17 protein-coding genes are annotated in these 18271 nt (G+C 63.9%); 13 read left to right on the top strand and 4 right to left on the bottom strand.

Annotated features, from left to right (window positions below; translation table 11 throughout):
* The first annotated feature begins 64 nt into the window (after positions 1 to 64).
* From DCO45_RS15480 to DCO45_RS15455, 6 genes are all read left to right on the top strand, one after another.
* A complete protein-coding gene (locus DCO45_RS15480; protein WP_165841210.1) occupies positions 65 to 1678 on the top strand; it encodes an amidohydrolase in 1614 nt (537 codons plus the stop codon).
* A 37-nt stretch (positions 1679 to 1715) separates the two neighbouring features.
* The gene (locus DCO45_RS15475) at positions 1716 to 1910 is read left to right on the top strand and encodes a DUF2905 family protein (RefSeq protein ID WP_021028510.1); all 195 of its coding nucleotides are present in this window, start codon (positions 1716 to 1718) and stop codon (positions 1908 to 1910) included.
* A 152-nt stretch (positions 1911 to 2062) separates the two neighbouring features.
* On the top strand, positions 2063 to 3088 hold the full coding sequence (locus DCO45_RS15470; protein ID WP_116926660.1) for an ABC transporter ATP-binding protein: 1026 nt from the start codon (positions 2063 to 2065) through the stop codon (positions 3086 to 3088).
* 74 nt (positions 3089 to 3162) lie between these two features.
* Complete coding sequence (locus tag DCO45_RS15465; RefSeq protein WP_116926659.1) at positions 3163 to 4461, top strand: ABC transporter substrate-binding protein; 1299 nt, start codon at positions 3163 to 3165, stop codon at positions 4459 to 4461.
* A gap of 84 nt (positions 4462 to 4545) precedes the next feature.
* Entirely contained in the window at positions 4546 to 5445 is a 900-nt protein-coding gene (locus DCO45_RS15460; RefSeq protein ID WP_116926658.1) for a sugar ABC transporter permease, read from the top strand.
* Positions 5442 to 6275, top strand: coding sequence for a carbohydrate ABC transporter permease (locus DCO45_RS15455; protein ID WP_116926657.1), 834 nt, complete (start codon positions 5442 to 5444; stop codon positions 6273 to 6275). Before DCO45_RS15460 ends, DCO45_RS15455 begins: the two co-directional genes overlap by 4 nt.
* A 170-nt stretch (positions 6276 to 6445) precedes the next feature.
* Here DCO45_RS15455 and DCO45_RS15450 read toward each other — a convergent pair whose 3' ends face one another.
* Positions 6446 to 7597: an agmatine deiminase family protein gene (locus DCO45_RS15450; RefSeq protein WP_243419374.1), complete on the bottom strand. Its 1152-nt coding sequence runs from the start codon at positions 7595 to 7597 to the stop codon at positions 6446 to 6448.
* Positions 7598 to 7723: 126 nt separating this feature from the next.
* Between DCO45_RS15450 and DCO45_RS15445 the strand changes: the two genes are divergently transcribed.
* From DCO45_RS15445 to DCO45_RS15430, 4 genes are all read left to right on the top strand, one after another.
* A complete protein-coding gene (locus DCO45_RS15445) occupies positions 7724 to 8614 on the top strand; it encodes a LysR family transcriptional regulator (protein WP_116926656.1) in 891 nt (296 codons plus the stop codon).
* A 70-nt stretch (positions 8615 to 8684) separates the two neighbouring features.
* On the top strand, positions 8685 to 9320 hold the full coding sequence (locus tag DCO45_RS15440) for a TetR/AcrR family transcriptional regulator (RefSeq protein WP_116926655.1): 636 nt from the start codon (positions 8685 to 8687) through the stop codon (positions 9318 to 9320).
* 56 nt (positions 9321 to 9376) lie between these two features.
* Complete coding sequence (locus DCO45_RS15435) at positions 9377 to 10378, top strand: NADP-dependent oxidoreductase (RefSeq protein ID WP_116926719.1); 1002 nt, start codon at positions 9377 to 9379, stop codon at positions 10376 to 10378.
* A gap of 35 nt (positions 10379 to 10413) precedes the next feature.
* Positions 10414 to 11121 carry an SDR family oxidoreductase gene (locus tag DCO45_RS15430; RefSeq protein ID WP_116926654.1) on the top strand — a complete coding sequence of 236 codons (708 nt, stop codon included), beginning with the start codon at positions 10414 to 10416 and terminating at the stop codon, positions 11119 to 11121.
* A gap of 23 nt (positions 11122 to 11144) precedes the next feature.
* Here the strand turns inward: DCO45_RS15430 and DCO45_RS15425 are convergent, their stop codons facing one another.
* Both DCO45_RS15425 and DCO45_RS15420 read right to left on the bottom strand, forming a co-directional pair.
* Positions 11145 to 11669 (bottom strand): ATP-binding protein, encoded by a 525-nt coding sequence (locus DCO45_RS15425; RefSeq protein WP_116926653.1) that lies wholly within the window; start codon positions 11667 to 11669, stop codon positions 11145 to 11147.
* Between the two features lie 191 nt (positions 11670 to 11860).
* A complete protein-coding gene (locus DCO45_RS15420) occupies positions 11861 to 12271 on the bottom strand; it encodes a GNAT family N-acetyltransferase (protein WP_243419373.1) in 411 nt (136 codons plus the stop codon).
* A gap of 164 nt (positions 12272 to 12435) precedes the next feature.
* Here DCO45_RS15420 and DCO45_RS15415 point away from each other — a divergent pair, with 164 nt between their 5' ends.
* The gene (locus tag DCO45_RS15415) at positions 12436 to 13302 is read left to right on the top strand and encodes an endonuclease/exonuclease/phosphatase family protein (RefSeq protein WP_116926651.1); all 867 of its coding nucleotides are present in this window, start codon (positions 12436 to 12438) and stop codon (positions 13300 to 13302) included.
* Positions 13303 to 13370: 68 nt separating this feature from the next.
* The gene (trxC, locus tag DCO45_RS15410; protein WP_116926650.1) at positions 13371 to 13808 is read left to right on the top strand and encodes a thioredoxin TrxC; all 438 of its coding nucleotides are present in this window, start codon (positions 13371 to 13373) and stop codon (positions 13806 to 13808) included.
* Between the two features lie 91 nt (positions 13809 to 13899).
* On the opposite strand, the gene DCO45_RS15405 is transcribed toward trxC, so the two are convergent.
* Positions 13900 to 15837, bottom strand: a complete 1938-nt coding sequence (locus tag DCO45_RS15405) for an alkaline phosphatase PhoX (RefSeq protein WP_116926649.1) — start codon at positions 15835 to 15837, stop codon at positions 13900 to 13902.
* A gap of 505 nt (positions 15838 to 16342) precedes the next feature.
* Here DCO45_RS15405 and DCO45_RS15400 point away from each other — a divergent pair.
* Positions 16343 to 18265: a PrkA family serine protein kinase gene (locus tag DCO45_RS15400; protein WP_116926648.1), complete on the top strand. Its 1923-nt coding sequence runs from the start codon at positions 16343 to 16345 to the stop codon at positions 18263 to 18265.
* Positions 18266 to 18271 lie beyond the last annotated feature (6 nt).

The raw sequence follows: 18271 nt of genomic DNA, 5'->3' as shown, positions 1-18271 counted from the left end.
GTGGTTCCTGCAATCGCCGACAATGGCGGCTTCTTTGCCGCCTTTGCTTTTTGCAGCCTCTGTCATGCCTTCTTGTCTGTTCACCAACGCCCATGTTTTTACCGGTCGCAGCGAGAGCGATTTCGCCTCGGCTTTTGTGGTGGAGGATGGCATGGTGCGCTGGGTGGGGCATGTGGGTGATGCGTCGCAGCCGGCGGCCGACCAGCAGGTGGATTTGCAGGGGCGCACAGTGGTGCCGGGCTTTATTGATGTGCATACGCATCCCACCTTTTTGTCGCAGATCGTCGATGCAGTGCCTTGCACGGTGCCGCTGGTTGAAGACATTCCGGGGCTGATTGCGGCGTTGAAGAGCCACCCCAAGGCGGGGCTGGGGCCCAACGACTGGATTGAGGGCTGGGGCTATGACGAGTCCAAGCTGAAGGAAGGGCGCACGCCCACGCGCCATGACCTGGATCTGGTATCGACCACGCAGCCGGTCTATGTGGGCCGCTCCGACTGCCATTCGGGCATTTGCAACAGCCGCGCGCTGGCGCTGGCGGGCATTGGCAAGGATACGCCCGACCCCATCGGCGGCCACTTTGGCCGCGATGCCGATGGCTCGCCCAATGGCGTCTTGACCGAGCTGGCGGCCAACAGCGTGGTGCAGCGCGCCAAGGCGGTGCTGGACTACGCGCAGGCGGTGGGGAGCCTCGCGCGCACCTCGCAGCGCTTTAGCGAGCGCGGCATTGTCGCGGTGACCGACATGATGGCCTTCACCCAGCCCTTCCACCACCTCGATGTCTACCGCGATGCCGCCCAGGCCGGCTTCAAGCAGCAGGCAGCGCTGTATTTTTCCTGGGAGCCCTGCAAGGGCGACTTGTTGGCGGGGCTGCAGGCCGCGCAAAAGGAGGGCCGCATCAAGATTGCCGGCATCAAGTTGTTTGCCGATGGCTCCATCTCTGGCAAGACGGCCTGGTGCAGCTGCGCCTACAAGCACACGGGCAGCCTGTTTGGCATGTCCTTGCTCAGCAGCGCGGCGCTGGCGCAGGCCTATGCATGGTCAGTGGCCAATGGCGCGCAAATGGCGATGCATGCGATGGGCGATGCGGCCCTGCAGCTGGTGATTGACTTCTTTGCCGATAAAAAGCCCTGGCTGCCTGCGGGCGTGCCTTCGGTGCGCTTGGAGCACGCCACCTTGCTCAAGCCCGCGCAGATTGCGCAGATGAATGCGATGCCGATGCAGTGGGGCGTGGCCACGCAGATCATCTTCATGTTTGCCGAGTACGAGGCGTATACCGAGAACCTGGTCGATTCCGAGTTTGACCAGTCCTACGCGCTCAAGACCTTTTATGACGAGATCGACCATGTGGCGCTGTCGTCCGACGCGCCGGCCACCACCTGGGCCGATCCGGACAATGTCTTTGTCTCCATCCAGGCTGCCGTGCAGCGCCGCGCCTACAACGGCGCCCCGATTGTGGACAGCCAGGCGCTGACGGTGCCCCAGGCCCTGCTGCTCTACACCGCACGCGCGGCCAGCCTGTCGCCGTTTGAGGGCCAACTGGGCCAGATCGCCCCCGGCTTTGAGGCCAGCTTTGCGGTGCTGGACCGCGATATCTTCACCGTGCCGGTTGCCGAAATTGGCAGCCTGCGCGTGCAAGCCACCTGGATTGCCGGCGAGCAGGTCTACTGCGCCGCATGATGGCTTCGCGACCCATTCACCTGCCGGAGGCGCTGCGATGATCCGCTGGCTGATTGTCATTTTCCTCGCGCTGCTGCTGCTCAACGGCTTTGCCGCGCTGCTGCGCAAACTGGGGCTGGGGCGGCTGCCGGGGGATTTCGAGATTCGGCTGTTTGGCAGAACCCTGTGGCTGCCGATTGCGACGACCGTGGTGCTGAGCCTGCTGGCGGCCGGGATTGCGCGCTGGCTGTAAGCCCAGGGAGCGCCGACCACTGCTGCACCGCAGCATCTGTCATGGTTGTAAGCAAATCTCGGGGGTGGATAGACCCGCCGCCCCTGGAGCGCCTTGTCAGCTAAGGGAAAGCTTGTAAACAAATTGTCACCGTGCTTTCATACACTGGCGCGATGTCAAGCATTGAGTTACGGCAGGTTGCCAAATCCTGGGGCAGCACCACGGCGCTGCATGCGGTCGATCTGCAGATCGCGCCGGGCAGCTTTTGCGTGCTGCTGGGCCCCTCGGGCTGCGGCAAATCGACGACCCTGCGCATCATTGCAGGGCTGGAGACCGCCAGCGCCGGCCAGGTGCTGATTGGGGGGCGCGATGTGACGCAGCTGCCGCCAGCACAGCGCGGCATTGCGATGGTGTTCCAGAACTATGCGCTGTTTCCGCATCTGTCGGTGGCCGAGAACATCAGCTTTGGCCTGGCAGTGCGCAAGGTGCCCAAGGCCGAGGCCGACAAACGTTTGAAGGATGCAGCCGAGCTGCTGGGCCTGTCGCAGCTGCTGGAGCGCAAGCCAGGCCAGCTCTCGGGCGGCCAGCAGCAGCGCGTGGCGCTGGGCCGGGCGCTGGTAGCCCAGGCCCATGTCTGCCTGATGGATGAGCCGCTGTCGAACCTGGACGCGCAGCTGCGCCAGGAGATGCGAGCCGAGCTGCGCGAGCTGCAGCAGCGCCTGGGGCTCACGGTGGTCTATGTCACCCATGACCAGACCGAAGCGATGAGCATGGCCGACCAGGTGGTGCTGCTGCACCAGGGCCGGGTCGAGCAATGTGCGACCCCGCGCGAGATGTATGCGCGTCCGGCCAGCACCTTTGCGGCGCGCTTTATTGGCACACCGGCGATGAACTTGCTGCGGCTCAGCGAAGGCGCCATTGCCGGCAGCCAGGTGCAGCTACCGGTGCCAGCTGGCGCGGCATTGCTGGGTCTGCGACCCGAGGCGCTGCATTGCCTGGGGGCTGAGGGCGTGGATGCGCAAGTCATCGGCACGGAATACCTGGGCGCCGATATGGTGCTGCGCTGCGCGATTGGCAGCGAGCAGATCACCGTGCGCGCACCCGGCCAGCAGGCAGTGGCCGTGGGCCAGGCGCTGCGCCTGGCCTGGCGCGCGGAAGACATGCATTTCTTCGATGCCGATGGTCGGCGCATGGCCTGATGCAAGCCCTTTTTCTTTGACTGAACTGTTTGTGCAGCGCCTGCAGGCAGGCGCATAACCCGAGGAGTGATTCCGTGCAACGCAATATCTTTTTGAAGACCCTTGCCGTATCGGCCGTCGCCATGCTGGGCCTGGGTGCGGGCCTCGCGCATGCCGCCGATCCGCTGGAAGTGCCGTTCTACTACCCTGTGGCTGTGGGCGGCCCGATCACCAAGGTGATCGACGGCTATGCGAATGACTTCAACAAGGCGCATCCGCAGTACAAGATCACGCCGATCTATGCGGGCACCTACCAGGAGACCATCGTCAAGGCGCTCACCGCCAACAAGGCGGGCAAGGCGCCGGCCACTTCGGTGCTGCTGTCGACCGACATGTTCACGCTGATCGACGAAGACGCGATCGTGCCGATCGACGACTTTGCCAAGACCGATGCCGACAAGGCCTGGCTCAAGGGCTTCTACCCCGCCTTCATGGCCAACAGCCAGACGGGTGGCAAGACCTGGGGCGTGCCTTTCCAGCGCTCCACCGTGGTGATGTACTACAACAAGGACGCCTTCAAGGAAGCCGGCCTGGACCCGAACAAGGCGCCCGCCACCTGGAAGGAGCTGAGCGAGGCGGCCAAGAAGCTCACCAAGAAAGACGCCAGCGGCAATGTGACCCAGTACGGCATTCAGATCCCGTCGACCGGCTTTGCCTACTGGATGCTGCAGACCCTGACCACCCCCAACGATGTGCTGCTGGCCAACGAGGCAGGCACCAAGGTGAATTTCGACAACCCCAAGGTGATTGAGGCGCTGGACTTCTGGGTCAACCTGGCCAAGGAAGGCCTGCACCCCAAGGGCGTGGTCGAGTGGGGCACGACGCCCAAGGACTTCATGGAAAAGAAGGCCGCGATCATCGTCACCACCACCGGCAACCTGACCAATATCAAGGCCAACGCCAAGTTTGATTTCGGGGTCGGCCAGATTGCCGGCCATGTGCGCAAGGGGGGCTCGCCCACCGGTGGCGGCAATTTCTACATCTTCAAGAAGGCACCCAAGGAGCAGCAGCAGGCCGCCTTCGAATTTGCCAAGTGGGTGACCCAGCCCGAGCGCGCTGCGCAGTGGAGCATGGACAGCGGCTATGTGGCCGTATCGCCCGCCGCCTATGACACGCCGATCCTGAAGCAGTACGGCCAGGATTTCCCGCAGGCGCTGGTGGCCCGCGACCAGCTGCCCGTCTCGGTGGCCGAGTTCTCCACGCATGACAACCAGCGCGTGACCAAGGTGCTGAACGATGCCGTGCAGGCCGCGCTGAACGGCACCAAGACCTCGGCGCAGGCGATGAAGGATGCGCAGAAGGAAGCGGACCGCATCCTGCGCAGCTACCAGTAAAGCCGTACCCGGCGTGGCCTGCTTGCAGACCATGCCGGGCCAGGGCTGGGGCAAGGCCCCAGCCCGGTTGAGAGAACCCAACGCATGAGCGCCTCTTCCTCGTCCATTGCCGGCAGCGGCCAGCGCAGCATCCACGCCTGGTTGCTGCTGCTGCCTGCGCTGGTGCTGCTGGTGGCATTCACCCATTGGCCGGCCGTAGCCACCTTCATCGACAGTTTTTATTCCACCCCCAAGGGCGCGCGTGCGGCGGTGTGGGTGGGTGTCGAGAATTACCAGGCGATGGCCGATGACCCGGTGTTCTGGCAGGCGGTGCGCAACAATCTGTGGTTTGCGGCGGCCACGATTCCCGCGTCCATCGGCCTGGCGCTCTTGATGGCGGTCTGGGTGAACGAGCGCATCGCAGGCCGCACCTTTGTGCGCATGGCGTATTTCACGCCCACGGTGCTGCCGATGATTGCGGTGGCCAATATCTGGTTGTTCTTCTATACGCCGCAGTACGGCCTGCTGGAGCAGGTCACCGGCGCGCTGGGCCTGCCCTCGCACAACTGGCTGGGCAGCCCCTCGACCGCGCTGGGGGCCATCACCTTGGTGGCAGTGTGGAAGGAAGCGGGCTTTTTCATGATCTTCTACCTGGCTGCGCTGCAAACGCTCAACCCCAGCCTGAAGGAGGCCGCCGCCATTGAGGGCGCATCGCGCTGGTACTTTTTCCGCCGGGTGCAGTGGCCGCTGCTGATGCCGACCACGGTGTTTGTGCTGGTCAATGCGGTGATCAATGCCTTCCGCCTGGTCGACCATGTGTTTATCCTGACCCGGGGCGGGCCGGACAATGCCACCACCTTGCTGCTCTACCATCTGTATGAGGTGGGCTTCAAGTTCTGGGATACGGCCTATGCAGCGGCCATCACCGTGGTGCTGGTGGTGGTGCTCTCCAGCGTGGCGCTGTTCCAGTTCTTTGTGCTGGACAAGAAGGTGCACTACCAATGAGCCGCAGCCAAGCCCCTGCCGTCATCTACCGCCACACCTGGCTGGACACCGTTGCCGCCTGGCTGCTGGCGCTGCTGTGGATTCTGCCGCTGGCCTATGCGTTCTGGACGGCCTTCCACCCCAGCGACTACGCGATCCGCTTTGACCTGGCTGCGCCCTGGACCTTGCAGAACTTCCGCAAGGCCTGGGACGCGGCGCCTTTTGCGCGCTACTTTTTGAACACCAGCCTGCTGGTGGCCATGATTTTGGCGGCGCAGCTGGTGCTGTCCACCCTGGCGGCCTTTGCCTTTGCGCGCTACCAGTTCCGGGGCAAGAACATCGCCTTCGCGCTGGTGCTGGTGCAGCTGATGATCATGCCCGACATCCTGCTGGTGGAGAACTACCAGACCATGGCCCGGCTGGGCCTGGTCGATACCTTGTTTGCGATTGGCCTGCCGTACTTTGCCTCGGCCTTTGCGATCTTTTTGCTGCGCCAGACCTTCATGGGCATCCCCAAGGAGCTGGACGACGCCGCGCGTGTCGAAGGGGCCAGCACCTTGCAGATTCTCTGGCGTGTCTATGTGCCGCTGGCCCGGCCCGTCTACACCGCCTTTGCGCTGGTCTCCGTGAGCTTTCACTGGAACAACTTTCTCTGGCCGCTGATCATCACCAACAGCGTGGAATCGCGCCCGCTCACCGTCGGGCTGCAGGTGTTCTCCAGCGTGGAGCAGGGCGTGGACTGGTCCACCATCACTGCCGCCACCTTGATGACCTCGGCGCCGCTGCTCGTCGGCTTTATCCTGTTCCAGCGCCAGTTTGTGCAGAGCTTTATGCGGGCAGGGATCAAATAGCGGAAGGCATCAGCACGCCACCACAGCGCCGCGAGAATGTGGCGCTGAAGTTCTTTGCGGCTGTCCCTTCACTGGCCGATGCGGGCGCTGTGACAGAAAGCCTGGGCGGTGCGCTGCTGCCCAGTAACGGGTCACCCTGTCCCCGCGGCCTGCTGAGCCGCAGTTTCCGCTCAGGCCGGTTGCTGCTGCGTGGTGCAGTGGATGCCGCCGCCGCCCGCCGCGATGGCGTCGATATTGAGCTGCACAATCTCGCGCCCCGGGAACTGCTCGCGCAAGAGGGCGCGGCTGTTGCGGTCAGCGCGGGTATCGCCAAACTCCGCGCTGATCACCGCGCCGTTGCAGACGTAGAAGTTGATATAGCCTGCCGCAAAATCCTTGCCCTCATACTGCGGCCGGACTTCGTCAGGCCCCGGCATGCGCAGCACCTGCAAGGGGCGGCCACGCGCGTCCGCCGCCTTGCGCAAGATGGCCAGGTGGCGCTGGGTGACCGCATATTCTGGCGAGGACCGGTCGTTGTCAACACCGGCAACCACGACCCCGGGCGCGCAGAAGCGGGCATAAAAGTCGGTGTGGCCATCGGTGATGTCGTGGCCGGCAATGCCGGGCAGCCAGATCACCTTGTCTATCCCCAGCACCCGGTGTAATTCCTGCTCGCACTGCGCCTTGCTGACGCCGGGATTGCGGTTGGCGTTGAGCACGCAGCTCTCGGTGATGATGGCGGTGCCCTGGCCATCCACTTCAATGCCGCCGCCTTCCAGGACCAGGCTGCTTTTCAGCAAGGGCACCCCTGCCGTACCGGCCACAAAGGCCGCGACCTGGGCGTCATGGCGGTGGGATTGCTTGCGGCCCCAGCCATTGAAGTTGAAATCCACCCCGGCGAGACCGCCGCCTGCCGTCTTCACAAATACCGGGCCGGTGTCCCGCATCCACAGGTCATCGATGTCTTGAACCAGCAGCTTGACCTTGCTGCCGCACAGGCGCGCGGCCAGGTCGTAGTCCTGGGCGTTGACCAGCATCTGCACCGGCTCCATCTGGGCAATGGTCTGGGCAATCAGTGCCAGGTTGGCCTGTGCGCCCGCCTTCAGCCGCCGGCCCCAGATCGCGTTACTGGCACCAAAGGCCATCCAGGTGGCAGCATGGCGCTCGCCTTCATCGGGCATGCGCCCTTGGCGGTCTGCAGCGGGCGCCGACTGCGCTGGCATGCCCACCGCGCTTCCGGCGACCAAGGTGGCGCCGGCCGAGAGAAATTGTCGTCGTTGCATGGTGGTGGCTCCCATGGGGTCGTTCGCGCCATCGCGCATCACATCTTGACCTGTCTTCATCACTTTTCCAATGGCTCCTGTTCGGAGCCGTTGCGTTGCCGAATAGTCGGACGAGGTCGCATTGTGGATCGCGGTAGGTATGAGATTAAATGATAAGATTTGTGCTAATTCATTAATATCTCTCATATGTCAGAGCCGCGTATCCCTTCGTTGAAGCTGTTGATGGGGTTTGAGGCCGCCGCCCGGCATGGCAGCTTTTCACGCGCAGCCGATGAGCTGCATGTGACCCAGTCTGCGATCAGCCACCAGGTGCAGCAGCTCGAAGCGCAGCTGATGCAGCCGCTGTTTCGGCGTGCGGGGCGCGGTGTGGAGTTGACCATCGCAGGCGAGGTGCTGCTGCGCAGCGTTCAGCGCTCGCTCACCGTGCTGCGCAGCGGCATGGAGCGCATTGGCACCTACCTCGATCCGGGCCTGGTGTCCCTGGTCTGCCCCGCGCCGCTGTTGCGCGGCTGGCTGCAGCCCCGGCTGCCCGCGTTGCATGCGCTGCTGCCCGGGCTGAGCCTGGTGCTGTCGGCCGACGAGAGCGCCCGCTTTGTCGATGAGATCGATGTGGACATTGCCATCAGCCGCAGGCCGCTGTTGCAGCCGGGCTTGGATGAGCGGCCTCTGCTGCAGGACGAATGGCTGCTGGTGGCCGATGCGGGTATCGCCCAGAAGCTGGGCCGCATCCCGCAGGAGCAGCAACACCTGCATGCCGATCTGGTGTGCCTGGAAGAAAGCCTTACTTCCGAAGCCACGGCGCCGCTTTTCCTGGGGCCGCTGGCGCAGTTCCGCAAGCGCGCCATGTATGACGATGCGCGGCTGGTGCTCGATGCCGTGCTAGCCGCGCAGGGCATCGCTTGCTTGCCCAGCCTGTTGGTGGAAGGGAGCGTGGCAAGCGGGCGGCTGCAGCTGCTGCCAGGCTACCCGCGCTTGCCGGGCACCACCTGGTGGCTGTCGGGCGTGTCTGGGCCCGCCCGTTCGGACATGGTTGCGCAGGTCTTCCAGTGGCTGGGCGCGCAAGGCCAACCACGGTGACCGTGTGCCCGGTGCTGCGCCAATGGTGCGAGGCATTTACCCTGCGATGCGCAGGGTCTGAAAATTATGTATGATGAGCATCATGCGAAATGAAACTTCCAACACCCGGGCTGCCGCCAAGCAAGCGACGCATGAGCGCATTGTGTCCGTTGCTGCCCGCGCCATCCGCCGCAGCGGCTATGGCGGCACGGGGGTGGCCGACATCATGAAAGAGGCGGGCCTGACGCATGGGGCCTTCTACGCGCATTTCGCCTCGCGCGAGGCAATGCTGGCAGAAGCTGCGCAGCTGGCGTGTGCAGAGTCTGCTGCCGCGGTGGCCGAGGTTGCGACCCAGGCAACCCCTGACCAGGCCTGGGATGCCGTGCTGCGCGCTTACCTCTCGAAAGCCCATGTGCAGCATGCCGAGCAAGGCTGCCCGCTGGTGGCCTTGGGGTCCGAGACCGCACGCCAGGCGCCGGAAGTGCGCCGCGTGACCACCCAGCACATCAAGGGCATGGTGGATCTCATCGCCCGCCAATCGCCCGATTGGGGGCAGGCGCAAGCGCATGAGCGCGCTATGGTGGCCTTGTCCACGATGGTGGGCAGCCTGCTGCTGGCCCGCGCGGTGGACGACGCGGCGCTGTCGGACAGCTTGCGCGAAGCGGCGCTTCAGCATCTGCTGCCCGCCGATCGGGCGGCAGACCTCGCACCCGGCAGCAGCGCCTAGCAGCGCGCTGCTTTTTTTTGATTTTTAATATGATGAACATCATGCGAGATAAGACCATGCAAGCGTTTGTGCTGGATCGCTATGGCAAAAAGAGCCGGTTGCGGTTGGCGCATGTCGACAAGACGCAGCCGCGCGAGGATGAGGTGCTGGTGGAGGTGCATGCCGCTGGCGTCAACCCGCTGGACGCCAAGATCCGAAGCGGTGAGTTCAAGCGCATCCTGCCTTATCCCCTGCCACTCATCCTGGGCCACGACATCGCTGGGGAGGTGGTCGAGGTGGGATCCCGGGTGCAGAAGTTCAAGCGCGGCGATGCGGTCTATGCGCGGCTCGATGATTTGCACATCGGCGGTTTTGCGCAGTGGGTTGCCGTCAAAGAGGCATCGTTGGCCCATAAGCCCCAAGGCATCACGATGGAGGAAGCGGCTTCCATCCCCTTGGTGGGTTTGACGGCATGGCAGGCCTTGGTTGACAAAGCGGCGTTGCGTCCTGGGCAGAAGGTGTTCATCCAGGCAGGCGCAGGCGGGGTGGGCAGCTTCGCCATCCAGCTGGCCAAGCACCTGGGCGCCACAGTGGCAACCACCGCCAGTGCCGCCAATGCAGCGTTCGTCAAAGGCCTGGGTGCGGATACCGTCATCGACTACAGAGCCCAGAAGTTCGAAGACGTCCTGCACGGCTACGACGTGGTGCTGCACAGCCAGCCCCGGCAGGCGCTCGGTGCATCGCTGCGCGTGCTGCGCAGCGGTGGACAGCTCATCTCCCTCTCAGGCCCCCCCGATCCCGACTTTGGCAAGGCGATCGCTGCACCCCGTCTTTTGACGTGGGTGATGCGGTGGCTGAGCGCAGGCATCCGCGCAAAAGCCAAGGAGCGGGGTGTGGGCTATTCGTTCCTCTTCATGCAAGCCAGTGGCGAGCAGTTGCGCGAGATCGCCGCGCTGATCGAGTCGGGCGCGGTCCGTCCGGTGGTGGATCGCGTTTTTCCCTTCGAATGCACCCCTGAAGCGCTGGCCTATGTCGAGGCCGGTCATGCCAAAGGCAAAGTCGTTATTAAGCGCCCGTGAGCGCTCTTTCAACCTCGGTAAACGTGGAGATTCCCATGAAAATTGCTAACGCTGTCGTTCTTGTCTCAGGTGCCAACCGTGGCATCGGCCAGGCCTTTGTGCGCGAGTTGCTCGCCCGCGGTGCCCGCAAGGTCTACGCCGGTTCACGCGATCCCGCCAATATCAGCCCCCAAGCGGGGGTGCATCCGCTGCGGCTGGATGTCAATAACCCCGAGGATGTGGCGGCGGCCGTGGCGCAGGCGCCCGATGTGACCCTGGTGATCAACAACGCCGGCATCGCCCAGCCGGGAGGCTTTCTCGCCGAAGACAGCGAAGCGGTGGCTCGCCGCATCTTCGAGACCAATTTCTTCGCGGTGCTGCGCATGAGCAAGGCCTTTGCGCCGGTGCTGGCGGCCAATGGCGGTGGTGGCTTGCTCAATGTCTTGTCGATTGCCTCCTGGGTGAATGGCAGCGAACTGGCCGCCTATTCGGCGAGCAAATCGGCCGCCTGGTCGCTGACCAATTCGCTGCGCTACGAACTGGCCGCCCAGAAGACGCAGGTGCTGGGCCTGCACATGGCCTATGTCGATACCGACCTGACACGGGGGCTGGATGCCCCCAAGTCCAGCCCGGCCGACATTGTCAGCCGCACGCTCGATGCGCTCGAAGCGGGGCTGGACGAGGTGCTGGCCGATGACCTGACGCAGCAAGTCAAGCGCGGGATGACGGCGGATCGGCCGAGCTATCTGCCGCAGCGTTCTTAAGCTCTGGCCACCGGCAGCGCCTATCAGCGGTGCAGCACCAGCTGAAAGCCTTCTGACGCTGAAGGCGCTGCAAAGTGCTGGCTGATCAGCTCAAACTGCGCATCGCTGGTTTCAAATGGATGCTCGCCAGACGCATTGCGCACCCGCAGGCGGCGCTTGCATTCCTCCTCGGGCACCTGGAGCCAGTGCAGCGCATGCGGGGCACCGGCTGCCTCAAAAATGCGGCGCGCCCAGGCGCGGGTGGCGGGGGTGTTCGATGGAAAATCCAGCACCACCGAGGTGCCGGCCTGGAGCAGCGCCACGATATGGGGCTGCATTGCGCCGCGCAGCCTGGCGGACAGCAGCACATAGTCCTGGACCGAGACCAGCGCGTCGGGGTAGAGCTGGGCGAGCCAGGCGTCTTCGCTGACCAGTACCGTGCGGGGCTGCGCCGCGAGCTGCCGGGCCAGGGTGGACTTGCCGGAGGCGATCTTTCCGCAGAGCAGGTGCAGGGTGCCGGCATCTGGGTCTCTATCGGCAAATGTATCAGGCGCTTGGCTAGTGTTCATTCCGTCTCCTTCGAGGAAACCCCAGAGACGGAAAACCCACCTCCAGGGTGGGTTGCATGGTGACCTGGCCGCGCGCTATCCCACCGTCGGTATGACGATGCGAATAATTCGGGGGGTGGTGCACAGGGCCATCTGCGCAATGTAGCAGAAGTAAGAACAGAAGGCCGGACAGCGTGCAGCGCTGCGTAGCGTCAGGCGCGCCGCTTGGTCAGGCGGATATCGCCATCGCCCACATCGCGCTCATCGCCCCAGCCCAGGTGGCGGTAGAGGCGCGCGGCGCGGCTGGCTTTGGCTGTCTCCAGCCAGGCTGCTTCATGCTGCGCCAACAAGGCCTGCTCGCCGGCCCGGCACAGCGCGGTGCCCAGACCCCGGCCTTCGCAGCCGCTGCGCACAAACAGTGCAAACAGGCAGGCACTGCGCAGGTCCACCATCGCAAAGCCGGCGACCTCGCCATCGATGGTGGCGACCCAGGCGCAAGGGGCGCTGCGAATAGCCTCGGCAATGGAGGCGGGCGTGATGCCGGCGGCGGCCAGTTCTGCGCTGGTCATGCTGTTTTCCGTGACCGCCAGGCGCACCTGGAACATGGCGTCGACGTCGCCCACGGTGGCAGGGCGGATTTGAAAGGAATCTGGCTGGGGGTTGCGCATCGCCCGACTATAAGCGCGCAGGGGCTGGCTTTGGCTGCAGGCATGGCAAACGCATCGCCGCTGCTGCACAATCACCGGCAACTGCGCCAGCGGGCGCGGCTATCCACAGAGTTTCCCACATGCAAATACTGAGCTGGAATGTGCAATGGTGCTGCGGCCTCGATGGCCTGGCCGATCCGGCGCGCATCGTGCGCCATGCGTTGGCGATGGGCGAGGGCGCGGGCGCGGGCGGCATCGATGTGCTGTGCCTGCAGGAGGTCGCGGTGGGCCACGGCGCGTTGGCGGGCGCGCCGGGTGACCAGGTGGCGCAGCTGCAGGCGTTGCTGCCGGGGTGGCAGCTGTTTTTTGCCGCCACCACCGATGGCTTTGATGCCAGCGGCCAGCGCCGCAGCTTTGGCAATCTGGTGGCCAGCCGCCTGCCGGTGGCCGAGGTGGCGCAGCACCGGCTGCCCTGGCTGGCCGAGGTGGGTGTGGTGAGCATGCCCCGGGGCTGCTTGGTGGTGACGGTGCGTGACCCGGCGCTGGGGCTGGTGCGCGTGATGTGCACGCATCTGGAATACCACAGCGCCAGCCAGCGCCTGGCGCAGGTGCAGGCCTTGCGGGCGATCCATGCCCAGGCTCTGGCGCAGCTGCAGGCGCTGCCCGCTGCGGCATCGGCTGCCACGCCCTACACCACGCCGGTGCACACGCCGCACGCGGTGTTGTGTGGCGATTTCAACCTGCACGCCGGTGAGGCGGCCTATGCCGCGCTCGTGGCCTTGCAGGACGATGGCACGCCGCTGTGGCATGACAGCTGGCCGCTGCTGCATGGCAGCGCGCCGCAGCCGGCCACCTTCTGTGTGTTTGACCGCAGCTGGGGCCCCACGCCGGTGGCCTGCGATTTTGCGCTGGTCAGCGACAGCCTGCGCAGCCATGTGCGGGCCTGGCACAGCGACAGCACCACGCAGCTGTCCGACCACCAGCCGGTGCTGATCACGCTGACTTGAAATATGCGGCACCGGCCTGCAACTGGCGTTTGCATCGCTGCCTATGATGGGCAGCAGGAGAGTGCCCCATGACCGAAGACAGCCTGCACATTGTGTGCCCCCATTGCCATACCACCAACCGCGTGCAGCGCGCGCAGCTGGCCCAGCAGCCCGATTGCGGCAGCTGCCACCAGCCCTTGTTCACGGGCGAGCCTGTCGCGCTGGATGCCGACAGCTTTGCCAAGCAGCTGGGGCGCAACCACATTCCCGTGGTCGTGGACTTCTGGGCGCCCTGGTGCGGCCCCTGTCTGCAGATGGCGCCGGGGTATGCGCTGGCTGCCAAGCAGCTCGAACCCCGGCTGCGCTTTGCCAAGCTCGATACCGAGGCTTACCCGCATGTGGCCCAGCCCTTCAATATCCGCAGCATTCCGACCATGGTGGTGTTCAAGGGCGGCCAGGAGGCGGCCCGCATCTCCGGCGCGTTGCCGCCCGCTGAGATCGTGCGCTGGCTGCAGTCGGTCTTGTAAACGCACTGCGCCACGAAAAAATGCCATCCGTCGGGATGGCATTTTCTTTTTGAAGCGAGCGCGTGAGTGGCCACACGCTCTCTGAACCGTTTTACAGCTTCACAGCTTGCGGCGTACCGGTCAGGTAACCCACCGAGGCGCCAAACTTGTTCTTGTAGTTCGCATTGATCAGCGGATCGAGCTGGTCCTTGATCTTGGCGTGCAGCGCGCTCCAGTCACCAGGGTGCTGGAAGTTGCTCATGATGTAGGTCCAGCCGTTGGCCTCGTCCACCGCGTGCAGGCCGGTCGATTCCGCGCCGGCAGGGGTCGACAGGATGCGCGAGAGCTGCTTGGTGTCGGCGTTGTAGGCCCACAGGAAGTTGTTCACATGGTTGCCGCTGTCTTCGCCGATGAACAGGGTGCGCATCTTTTCGGAGAACTTGAGGTTGTCCGGGCTGGCGATCTTGTCGGGGTTGGAGGTGTTGCCCAGTGCGTCGGCGGCAATGTCCTCGCCCATCATCAGCATATGCGATTGCTGTGGCACCCATTCGCTGTTGATGGTGGCGCCCTGGCGGTCCTTGATGCCGCCGCCCAGGTTGTGGGCCAGCACGCCGCCGGCCTTCACGGTCTTGGGGAAGGTCACGTTGTGCTTGGCATTCCAGGCCTTGTCACCGTTGATCATCGAGGTCTGGATGTTGGCCAGTGCCGAGTAGGCCACCTTGTCCTTGATGTTGACGGTGGTGCCTTCCATCTTGGTGAACGCCATCGAGCCGCCCACCAGGTTGGCATAGCGGTGGGTTTCGAGGAAAGCGGCTGCCTTTTCCATGCCGGGCTTGAGCTTGAGCCAGGCGGCCTTGCCGTCCAGGAACACCGCGGTGTAGCTGGCATCCTGCGGGTCGGTGGTCAGCGACTCCATGATGTCGGCCGGCTTGAGGCTGTTCGCCAGCGCTTCGATCTCGGCGCTGGTGGCGTGGCCCAGGTGGATCCACTCCATCTTGGCGGTCGAGGTGTCGGTCAGCACTTCGGTGTAATGCGCGACGTACAGGTTGCCAGCGGACAGGTCTTTTTCCTTGTCGGCCACGAACATGAACAGGCCGCCGTTGGTGTAGTCATCGCCCATCAGCGCGGTGCGGTTGTCGGGCATCACATGGATCAGCTCGTGCGAGATGCGACCCAGGCAGTAGTGCTTCTTGACCGTGCCGGTGCCGTCCTTGTTGACGGTGATCTCGGGCAGGTGGCCGTAGTGGTAAGGGTTGGCCGTGGTCTCGTTGCCGTACACGTGCTTGCTGAAGGCCTTGAACTGGGCCGAGCTGGCAGCGGTGAAGGCATCGGGCTCGTACTCTTCGCTGGACAAATGGGTGTTCCACGGCGAGAGGCTGGCGCCGCAGGTGATCCACAGGCCATGGGCCTTGGACATGTCGACGTTGTGGTACTTGACCAGGCTCAGCTTGCCGGTGTCCTGGTCCTGGTCCAGGGTCAGCACGGCGATGGGCGAGGGCAGGGTGCCATAGGCATCGGCGCCCGACTGGTCCTTGGAGGTGTACTCGAACTGCACCACGGCAAACACGGGCTTGCCCTTGACGCCGTCGACCTTGGCATCGGCGACCTGGATGATCGAGGAGCCATCGGGGCAGTCAGAGAAAAACTGCCGCTCGCTGCCGGCCACGGACTTGTCCATGATGGGCTGGTTGTTGATGTCGTAGTAGCCACCCGCCAGGATCTTGCCGCCCTTGCCGTCCGCCACCATGTCGCCGGTGACAAAGAAGGATTGGTAGGCCAGCGCCACTTCGCGCTTGCTGTCGTCGGCGTAGAGGATGGTCATCACCGCGGTGGTCGAGGTGGTCGCCATCGCTGCGGGGTTGGTCAGGTTGGGCGCTGCCATGTTGGAGAAGCTCACCGACTTGAAGGCCGCCGTCGGGCCATCGTCATCACCACCGCCGCCGCAGGCGGTCAGCAGGCCTGCTGCAGACAGGGAGCCGGACAAGGGCAGCAATGGTGCGCTGCCCAGAAATTGCAAAAGACGGCGACGCGAGGTCAGCACTGCGCTCATATCGGTAACTCCGTGGGGTGTTATGTAGTGTTTGGATGCACCACAGAGGCCCATGAGAGATCCAGGCCAACATACTCTGTGGTGCGCACGGAGTATCGGCGGCGACCGTGGCAGAGGCGTGACGCTGCTGTGTCGTTTTTATGACGATGAAGTCAAGGCGTGTTGCCGTCTTGCGCCACCCAAGTCAGGTGCTGCGCCGGTGTGCGGCACGCGTTGGCGCACCGCCCTTCGAGGGGGAGGGGCATGTTTCCGAGGCCAGCGCGGCGGCTGGCGCGGTAAACAGAAATATTGCCTGCATTGTGGTCATCCGTGTGTAGGACATGTGATCTGGTCAAAGCGCCGCTAAGGTGCTAAAACCAAGTCACGATAACGGTTGCCTAGGGAGGCTCTGCAAAACCCTCGCCAGATGGTATGGCCGCATTTGCGCCATGGCAGGGAGTTTTGCAGAGGGGTCCTAACAAGTTTGCGGCACGGTCTGCCCCTTGGGTGCCGCCACGGAGGTCGTATGGATGTGATCAGCAACTCTGCCGCCCGCTACGTGCGCCTGCGCGAAGAGGAAATGTCGCTCGACGAGTTTCTTGCTTTGTGCCAGCGCGACCCGATGGTCTACGAGGGAGCGGCACACCGCATGCTGGCCGCGATTGGCGAGCCCGAGATGATCGACACGCGCAACGATCCGCACCTCTCGCGTCTGTTTGCCAACAAGATGATCCGCCGCTACCCGGCGTTTGCCGAGTTCTATGGCATGGAAGACTCCATCGAGCAGGTGGTGAGCTTCTTCCGCCATGCCGCCCAGGGCCTGGAAGAGCGCAAGCAGATCCTCTACCTGCTTGGCCCCGTCGGGGGCGGCAAGAGCTCCATCGCCGAGCGCCTGAAGTACCTGATGCAGAAGGTGCCGTTCTACGCGCTCAAGGGCTCGCCGGTGAACGAGTCACCGCTGGCGCTGTTCGACCCCATCGAAGACGGCCCGGTGCTCGAGGAGCAGTTCGGTATTCCGCGCCGCTGCCTCAACCATGTGCTCTCGCCCTGGGCTGTCAAGCGCCTCGATGAATACGGGGGCGATATCCGCCAGTTCCGCGTTGTCAAGCGCTACCCCAGCATCTCGCGCCAGGTGGGCGTGGCCAAGACCGAGCCGGGCGATGAGAACAACCAAGACATTTCCAGCCTGGTGGGCAAGGTCGACATCCGCAAGCTGGAGAACTACGCCCAGGACGATACCGACGCCTACAGCTACTCGGGCGGCCTGTGCCTGGCCAACCAGGGCCTGCTGGAGTTTGTCGAAATGTTCAAGGCGCCCATCAAGGTGCTGCACCCGTTGCTGACCGCAACGCAGGAGGGCAATTACAAGGGCACAGAAGGCTTTGGCGCCATCCCCTTTGATGGCATCGTGCTGGCCCACAGTAACGAGAGCGAGTGGAAGGCCTTCCGCAACAACCGCAACAACGAGGCATTTTTGGACCGGGTCTACATCGTCAAGGTGCCGTACTGCCTGCGGGTCTCGGAGGAGGTACGCATCTACGAAAAGCTGATCCGGGAATCGTCGCTCGCCAGCGCCGTCTGCGCGCCCGGCACGCTCAAGATGATGGCGCAGTTTGCCGTGCTCACACGGCTCAAGGAGCCCGAGAACTCCAGCATCTTCAGCAAGATGCAGGTCTACGACGGCGAGAGCTTGAAAGACACCGACCCGCGCGCCAAAAGCTACCAGGAGTACCGCGATTATGCCGGCGTGGACGAGGGCATGTCGGGCATCTCCACCCGCTTTGCCTTCAAGATCCTGTCCAAGGTGTTCAACTACGACAGCACCGAGGTGGCGGCCAACCCGGTGCACCTGATGTATGTGCTGGAGCAGCAGATCGAGCGCGAGCAGTTCCCCGCCGAGCTGGAGACCAAGTACACCGGCTACATCAAGGAATACCTGTCGCCGCACTACGCCGAGTTCATCGGCAAGGAAATCCAGACCGCGTATCTGGAGAGCTACAGCGAGTACGGCCAGAACATCTTTGACCGCTACGTGACCTACGCCGACTACTGGATCCAGGACAGCGAGTACCGCGACACCGACACCGGCGAGGTGTTCGACCGCAATGCGCTCAATGCCGAGCTGGAGAAGGTAGAAAAGCCCGCCGGTATTGCCAATGCGAAAGACTTCCGTAACGAGATCGTCAACTTCGTGCTGCGTGCGCGTGCCAACAACCAGGGCAAGAACCCCAGCTGGACCAGCTATGAGAAGCTGCGCCTGGTGATCGAGAAGAAGATGTTCTCCAACACCGAAGAGCTGCTGCCCGTCATCAGCTTCAACGCCAAGGCCAGTGCCGAGGATGCACGCAAGCACGAGGACTTTGTCACCCGCATGGAGGCCAAGGGCTACACGCCCAAGCAGGTGCGCCTGCTGTGCGAGTGGTACCTGCGTGTGCGCAAGAGCAGCTGAAGCAAA

The organism is Comamonas sp. JNW (assembly GCF_003105075.1).
In the GTDB taxonomy this organism is placed as follows: domain Bacteria; phylum Pseudomonadota; class Gammaproteobacteria; order Burkholderiales; family Burkholderiaceae_C; genus Comamonas; species Comamonas squillarum.
This window is presented reverse-complemented; position numbering and strand designations above follow the sequence as displayed.

Excerpts from the sequence above, each read along its gene's own strand:
- DCO45_RS15445 (WP_116926656.1), top strand. The coding sequence starts at position 7,724 with ATGTCAGAGCCGCGTATCCCTTCGTTGAAGCTGTTGATGGGGTTTGAG.
- DCO45_RS15455 (WP_116926657.1), top strand. The coding sequence starts at position 5,442 with ATGAGCCGCAGCCAAGCCCCTGCCGTCATCTACCGCCACACCTGGCTG.
- DCO45_RS15450 (WP_243419374.1), bottom strand. The coding sequence starts at position 7,597 with ATGAAGACAGGTCAAGATGTGATGCGCGATGGCGCGAACGACCCCATG.
- DCO45_RS15405 (WP_116926649.1), bottom strand. The coding sequence starts at position 15,837 with ATGAGCGCAGTGCTGACCTCGCGTCGCCGTCTTTTGCAATTTCTGGGC.
- DCO45_RS15480 (WP_165841210.1), top strand. The coding sequence starts at position 65 with ATGCCTTCTTGTCTGTTCACCAACGCCCATGTTTTTACCGGTCGCAGC.
- DCO45_RS15460 (WP_116926658.1), top strand. The coding sequence starts at position 4,546 with ATGAGCGCCTCTTCCTCGTCCATTGCCGGCAGCGGCCAGCGCAGCATC.
- trxC (WP_116926650.1), top strand. The coding sequence starts at position 13,371 with ATGACCGAAGACAGCCTGCACATTGTGTGCCCCCATTGCCATACCACC.
- DCO45_RS15425 (WP_116926653.1), bottom strand. The coding sequence starts at position 11,669 with ATGAACACTAGCCAAGCGCCTGATACATTTGCCGATAGAGACCCAGAT.
- DCO45_RS15470 (WP_116926660.1), top strand. The coding sequence starts at position 2,063 with ATGTCAAGCATTGAGTTACGGCAGGTTGCCAAATCCTGGGGCAGCACC.
- DCO45_RS15475 (WP_021028510.1), top strand. The coding sequence starts at position 1,716 with ATGATCCGCTGGCTGATTGTCATTTTCCTCGCGCTGCTGCTGCTCAAC.
- DCO45_RS15430 (WP_116926654.1), top strand. The coding sequence starts at position 10,414 with ATGAAAATTGCTAACGCTGTCGTTCTTGTCTCAGGTGCCAACCGTGGC.
- DCO45_RS15435 (WP_116926719.1), top strand. The coding sequence starts at position 9,377 with ATGCAAGCGTTTGTGCTGGATCGCTATGGCAAAAAGAGCCGGTTGCGG.
- DCO45_RS15440 (WP_116926655.1), top strand. The coding sequence starts at position 8,685 with ATGATGAGCATCATGCGAAATGAAACTTCCAACACCCGGGCTGCCGCC.
- DCO45_RS15415 (WP_116926651.1), top strand. The coding sequence starts at position 12,436 with ATGCAAATACTGAGCTGGAATGTGCAATGGTGCTGCGGCCTCGATGGC.
- DCO45_RS15400 (WP_116926648.1), top strand. The coding sequence starts at position 16,343 with ATGGATGTGATCAGCAACTCTGCCGCCCGCTACGTGCGCCTGCGCGAA.